Consider the following 5,759-nt stretch of genomic DNA (forward strand, 5'->3'; position numbering starts at 1 on the left):
ATTTATGGGGCAGTTCATATTCACAGAGGATTGCTTTTTTGTTATCCGTTTGAACCATTTCCACCATTGTTACCAGGATTTGTCCCGTTCCCATTTCCGTTTCCGGAACCAGTTTCGCCACCAGAACCAGTTTCTCCTCCTGTACCAGGATCCGTGCCTGTTTCAGTACCAGGTTCCGTAGCTGGTGGTTCAGCGGGTTTTTCCTCTTCTTTTGGCCCGATTAATGCCTCGTTCGAAGGAGCTGACTCCTGTCCAGCGATATCTACTGCAGTCACATAATATTTACCGTTTCCACCACTAAAGGCAAGTGAAGAACCAGTTTTAATACTAGCCACTTTATTTCCATTCATATAAACCCGATATCCAACAATATCGTTTTCAGGGTGAGAACCCCAAGTAATTTGGTTTCCGTTGACACCTATCGAAAGTGGAGATGGTGCCTTCCCATTATCTGAAAGCTTGTCATCAGGAAGAAGTATGTTAGCCCAATTGCTATTGTTCTTCTTAGGAATGAGGTTTTGAACTCCTGTCTTAATTCCAAAGAGTTTTTCAATATAATCAGGGTTCAAGATCATTCCTGATTCAGCAAATTCAGCCGGAGTTGAATCTAGTGCTAAATACTTTTTATCTCCAATTGTCACATATTTACCTTGTACTAAGCTGTCGTCAACAGTCGTTGGTACGTATTTCGCATTAAATAAATCGGTTTGAACTAGCCCAGCCTTCGAACAAGCATCTGAAGGGAGCAATCCAGAAATACCACAGAATGAACGCCTTACAATTCCACCAGGCATCTTAAAGCCTTCAGCTGGATCGATTAAACCTGGATTAATATCATAGGCAGCATTCATTAAGTCTGCCCATAGATAGTTATTTCGTAAGCTATAGTTAAGGCCAGATGATTTTAGAGATTTTGGTGTATCGTACCCATTCCAAATCCCGAATGAGACATTTGGATTGACAGCCACGAACCAAGCATCGTGGAAATCTGTTCCTGTACCGGTTTTACCGGCCCAATCGGATGAGAATTTCAAACGATTTCTAACAGAAGTTGCTGTTCCCATACTAATTACGTCACGCATCATATCGATCGTAAGGTAAGCGGTTTGTGGGCTGAATACTTCTACCGGTTTTACCTCATGCTGGTAAAGAATATTGCCGTCTTTATCAACAATTTTTTCAATCATATATGCATCGATAAATTGTCCACCATTTGCAAAAGTCCCGAATGCATTTGTGTTCTCTTCAACTGTTACTCCATTATCTAATGAGCCAATAGCCGTTGACAATTGCTCATAGTCACCAGGAGTTAAATTGGAGAATCCCATCTTTTTTAAGTATTCCGCTGGTCTCTGACCAATAATATCTTTGTATAGTTTAACAGCAGGAACGTTGAATGATTTTGCTAAAGCATATCTTGCTGTAACTAGTCCGCTATAGCTCTTATCATAGTTCGTTGGCCAAGGGCGGTTAATACCTGGTGCCAATCGTAGCGGCACGTCAGGTAAAATGGTACCAGGTGCAGCTCTCCCTAGCTCAAAAGCAGGAGCGTAAACAAGTAGCGGCTTCATCGTTGAACCATTTTGACGAATGGCATTTGTCGCATGATTTAGCTGAGAGTCTTCTGAATACTCTCTACCACCTACAAAACTCAAAATCTTACCGGTTTTATTTTCGATAAGAATCGCACCTACTTGGACAGGTTCCATAATGGTCACTTCTTCCCCAGTTTCGGGGTCTATAACCGTTTCTGCCTTGTCCGGTCCATAGTTTTGATATTCACTTTTCACCCGATCCATCGCATCGTATATATTTTTATCAATCGTGGAGTGAATTTCATACCCATTACGACGGATATCTCTATCAGCAAGTGTTTGATATTCTTCAAACAAAGCATTGTCATTTTGTAAGTCTTCTTCTGTATAACCATCTTTTTCAGCTAGAATTTTGGCTAGTATGTCTACAGCTCTTTTTTCGATTTCAAAAGTAACCCAAGGGTATTGCTCAATCGAGCTTGTCCCCGAAGGGATAAAATCCTTCGTTACGTCATACGATAATGCCTCATCGTATTGATCTTTTGTAATCGAGTTATTTTCGTACATTCTTTGCAATACCGTCTTCATTCTTGTTAACCCTGGCTCAAGGTTCTTTTTTAGCTCTCCTTTATTGGTAAAAGGAGTATAGCCGAAAGGACTCTGCGGCAAACCAGCAATAAAGGCTGCTTGTGGGAGTGATAGTTCCTTTGCACTAATTCCGAATAATCCCTTTGCAGCTGACTCAACTCCAGCAACATTTCTTCCAGAGGAATTTCTACCAAAGGTCGATACATTTAAATACGCTTCCAAAATTTCTTTTTTGTCAAAAAACTTTTCCAAACGAAGAGCAAGTAGTATTTCTTTTGCTTTGCGTTCAAAAGAAATTTCGTTTGTTAAGATTTGGTTTTTTATTAGCTGTTGGGTTAAGGTACTTCCACCAGACTGAACAGAGGAGTTTGTTACCTCTTGAAAAAGTGCACGTAAAATCGCCTTAGGAACTACCCCGTCATGTTCATAAAAGTACTCGTCCTCAGTAGCAACGACCGCTTTTAGTAAATAATCGGATACTTCTTCTAATTTTACTTCTTCCCTCTCTAAATCCGTTCGAAGCTTTCCGAGGTAAACATCATTAGCAAAATAAAGATTTGATGTTTCTTCATAGTTGTATATATCTTTCTTCATACTTTCGTAAGATCGGATAGGTTCGTTTTTTGTCAATGATGCGAAGTAGCCTGCTCCAACACCACCTGCAAACGCCCCACCAAGTAGAATAATAATAAGTAATATTAAGGTCAGGTTCCAAACTACTTGATAGGTAATGCTTGCACCTTTTACTGTTTTTTTATTTGTAATCAGGTGAAGCACTGTCCTCAGTTTTTCTTTCCAATTAAATTTTTCTTTCATTGGCAACATTCCCCCTAAAATCATCTTATATTATAGCATAAAACGGCTTTAAGAAAGGGGAATCCTGTCGTTTTATGAGAATTTTCCTGAAATTGGATTGACAATGATTGATCTTTTATGTTAAAAATGCTAATAACACCTTAATATTTTTGCCTTGACGGGAAATTAGTAGTTGTTCTATCTCTGTTAAAGAAAGCTGGCGGTTGATGCGAGTCAGTACATGTAGAAAAACGAATTACCTCCCTGAGCATTTACTGTGAACCTGTGTTTAAAAGTCAGTCATAGCAGTAAACGGTTATTCCGTTATCTTGTTAAGTGGAGGAGCAATTCTGTTCCTCAAGTTGGGTGGTACCGCGATTGATATTTATCGTCCCTTCGAATCATTTGATTCGGAGGGGCTTTTTTATTTTTCTCACAAATAAGGAGGAAGTTTGTATGGATTTATTACAGGACTTACAGTGGCGAGGAATCGTCTACCAACAAACAGATGAAGAGGGCATTAAAGACGTTTTAGATAAAGAGAAGATTTCGTTGTACTGTGGGGTAGATCCAACAGCTGACAGCATGCATATCGGTCATTTGCTTCCATTCTTAACTTTAAGACGTTTTCAGCAAGCGGGACATCGACCGATTGTATTAGTTGGAGGAGCAACAGGACTGATTGGTGATCCGAGTGGAAAAAGTGAAGAGCGAAAGCTTCAAACACTTGAGCAAGTTCAGGTGAATGTAAACGGAATTAAAGGACAGCTGAACCGACTGTTTAATTTTGAAGGGGAAAATGGCGCAGTAATGGTAAATAACTACGATTGGGCCGGATCTATGGATATCGTTACGTTTTTACGTGACTTTGGAAAGCATGTGGGAGTCAATTACATGCTGGCTAAGGATACCATTTCCTCTCGTTTAGAAACAGGGATCTCGTTCACAGAGTTTACGTACACCATTTTACAAGCAATGGATTTCTACTACCTTCATAAAAACCATGAGTGTCGAATGCAAATTGGTGGAAGTGACCAATGGGGCAATATTACAACGGGTCTAGAATTAATCAGAAAGATGTCACCAGAAGGATCAAAAGCATTTGGTTTAACGATTCCTCTAGTGACAAAAGCAGATGGAACGAAATTTGGAAAAACCGAGGGTGGAGCGGTTTGGTTAGATCCAGAAAAAACGTCACCTTACGAGTTCTACCAGTTCTGGATTAACACAAGTGATGCAGATGTAATTAAGTACCTGAAGTTCTTTACATTCTTATCTAAGGAAGAAATTGAAGAGCTGGAAAAGGCTGTTCAAGAAGAGCCTCATCTACGTAAGGCACAAAAGGCTTTAGGAGAAGAGATGACCCGTTTGATCCATGGAGAGGATGCACTCCAACAAGCGATTCGAATTTCAGCGGCATTATTTAGCGGGGATATCCAGAGCTTAACAGGTAGCGAAATTAAACAAGGCTTTAAGGATGTGCCTTCATTTACTTACGAGCAAGATAGCAGCCTTAACATTGTTGAGTTACTCGTGAATGCTGGAATTATTCAATCGAAGCGTCAAGCACGTGAAGATGTGACGAATGGCGCGATTTCTATCAATGGAGTCCGTGTAAATGAGTTGGAATACACATTAGATGAAAAAGACCGTATTGACGGAGAGTTTACTGTTATTCGACGTGGGAAGAAGAAATACTTCTTGATTAAATACTAAGGAAGTGGGGACCGCTATTTGGAGCGGTCCTTTTTTTGTTGTAATAAAATAGTCAATCATGTGGGGAGGAAGGCAATGGAAACAATTATATAATTAGAGGAACGAAAGGATGTGGACAATGATATACAAATCCCGAAGTGAATCATCTGAGTTACAAATACTCGAAGCCTTAAATACGCGAATGGGTTTAATCGAAAAAGACAAACAGCATTATTTAGTGTTAAGAAAAGGATACGACGGGGAGGTACTCTTTGATTCGATGACAGAAAAGCTAGATTGTGATTGTTTGATTTTGAACGATTTATTACTAAGAATCAATCACACCGTATTTCAGATTGATGCGCTGATGATCACTTTTGACACTGTTTACTTTTTTGAGGTCAAGAATTATGAGGGTGATTATTATTATGAAAATGAGAAATGGTATGTAATGAACAAAACGGAAGTCACCAATCCTCTTACCCAATTAAGTAGAAGTGAAACTTTGTTACGACAGTTACTCCAACAATTGGGCTGCCACTCTCCGATAAACGCTAAGGTCATTTTTATTAATCCCGAATTCAGCCTGTTCCAAGCCCCTCTTGGTAAACCTCTTATTCTTCCTACTCAAGTTAAAAGATTCCTTAAAAGACTAAACACAACCTCAGCCAAACTAAGTGAAAAACATAGAATTATAGCTGAAAAGTTAGTGTCCCTTCATCTAACCGAATCTCCTAATACGCAATTGCCGAGTTACCTTTATGATGAGGTGAGGAAGGGGATTACATCTCATAAGTGCACCTCATTTTTTATTTCAGTAAAGGGGAGAAGTTGCTTATGTCATGAATGTGGTAATAAAGAAAATGTATCGTTAGCTTTAATGCGATGTGTGAAAGAGTACAAGCTACTATTTCCGAAAAGGAGAGTCACTACAATCGAAATTTATTTATGGTGTAACGAGATAATTCCTAAGCAAAGGGTAAGAAGATTCCTTGAAAAAAACTTTAAAATTGTTGGAATCCACCAATGGGCTTATTACGATTAGAGTGTAATTGGTTTGAAATGAAGTTCATCGTGTTATGAAGATCAATTGGTTGGAGAATAGTCATGGAAATGAAGTTCATTGTTGCTATGAAGATCATTTGC

3 protein-coding genes and 1 other annotated feature are annotated in these 5,759 nt (G+C 39.2%); of the genes, 2 read left to right on the forward strand and 1 reads right to left on the reverse strand.

Annotated features, from left to right (window positions below; all coding sequences use genetic code 11):
- Positions 1-41 precede the first annotated feature (41 nt).
- Complete coding sequence (locus tag BKO01S_RS23515; protein WP_066060202.1) at positions 42-2,939, reverse strand: transglycosylase domain-containing protein; 2,898 nt, start codon at positions 2,937-2,939, stop codon at positions 42-44.
- Positions 2,940-3,084: 145 nt separating this feature from the next.
- Positions 3,085-3,317, forward strand: a binding site (T-box leader).
- Between the two features lie 57 nt (positions 3,318-3,374).
- On the opposite strand from BKO01S_RS23515, the gene tyrS reads away from it, so the two are divergent.
- Together tyrS and BKO01S_RS23525 are read left to right on the forward strand one after the other, a co-directional pair.
- On the forward strand, positions 3,375-4,634 hold the full coding sequence (gene tyrS / locus BKO01S_RS23520; protein ID WP_066060204.1) for a tyrosine--tRNA ligase: 1,260 nt from the start codon (positions 3,375-3,377) through the stop codon (positions 4,632-4,634).
- A 118-nt stretch (positions 4,635-4,752) separates the two neighbouring features.
- Positions 4,753-5,658, forward strand: a complete 906-nt coding sequence (locus BKO01S_RS23525) for a nuclease-related domain-containing protein (protein ID WP_066060206.1) — start codon at positions 4,753-4,755, stop codon at positions 5,656-5,658.
- Positions 5,659-5,759: the final 101 nt, after the last annotated feature.

Origin of the sequence: Robertmurraya korlensis NBRC 107688 (genome assembly GCF_001591645.1) — a bacterium.
Classification (GTDB): Bacteria; Bacillota; Bacilli; order Bacillales; family Cytobacillaceae; genus Robertmurraya_A.

Bases quoted from the DNA above. Each gene is read 5' to 3' on its own strand.
- BKO01S_RS23515 (WP_066060202.1), bottom strand. From the start codon at position 2,939: ATGAAAGAAAAATTTAATTGGAAAGAAAAACTGAGGACAGTGCTTCAC.
- BKO01S_RS23525 (WP_066060206.1), top strand. From the start codon at position 4,753: ATGATATACAAATCCCGAAGTGAATCATCTGAGTTACAAATACTCGAA.
- tyrS (WP_066060204.1), top strand. From the start codon at position 3,375: ATGGATTTATTACAGGACTTACAGTGGCGAGGAATCGTCTACCAACAA.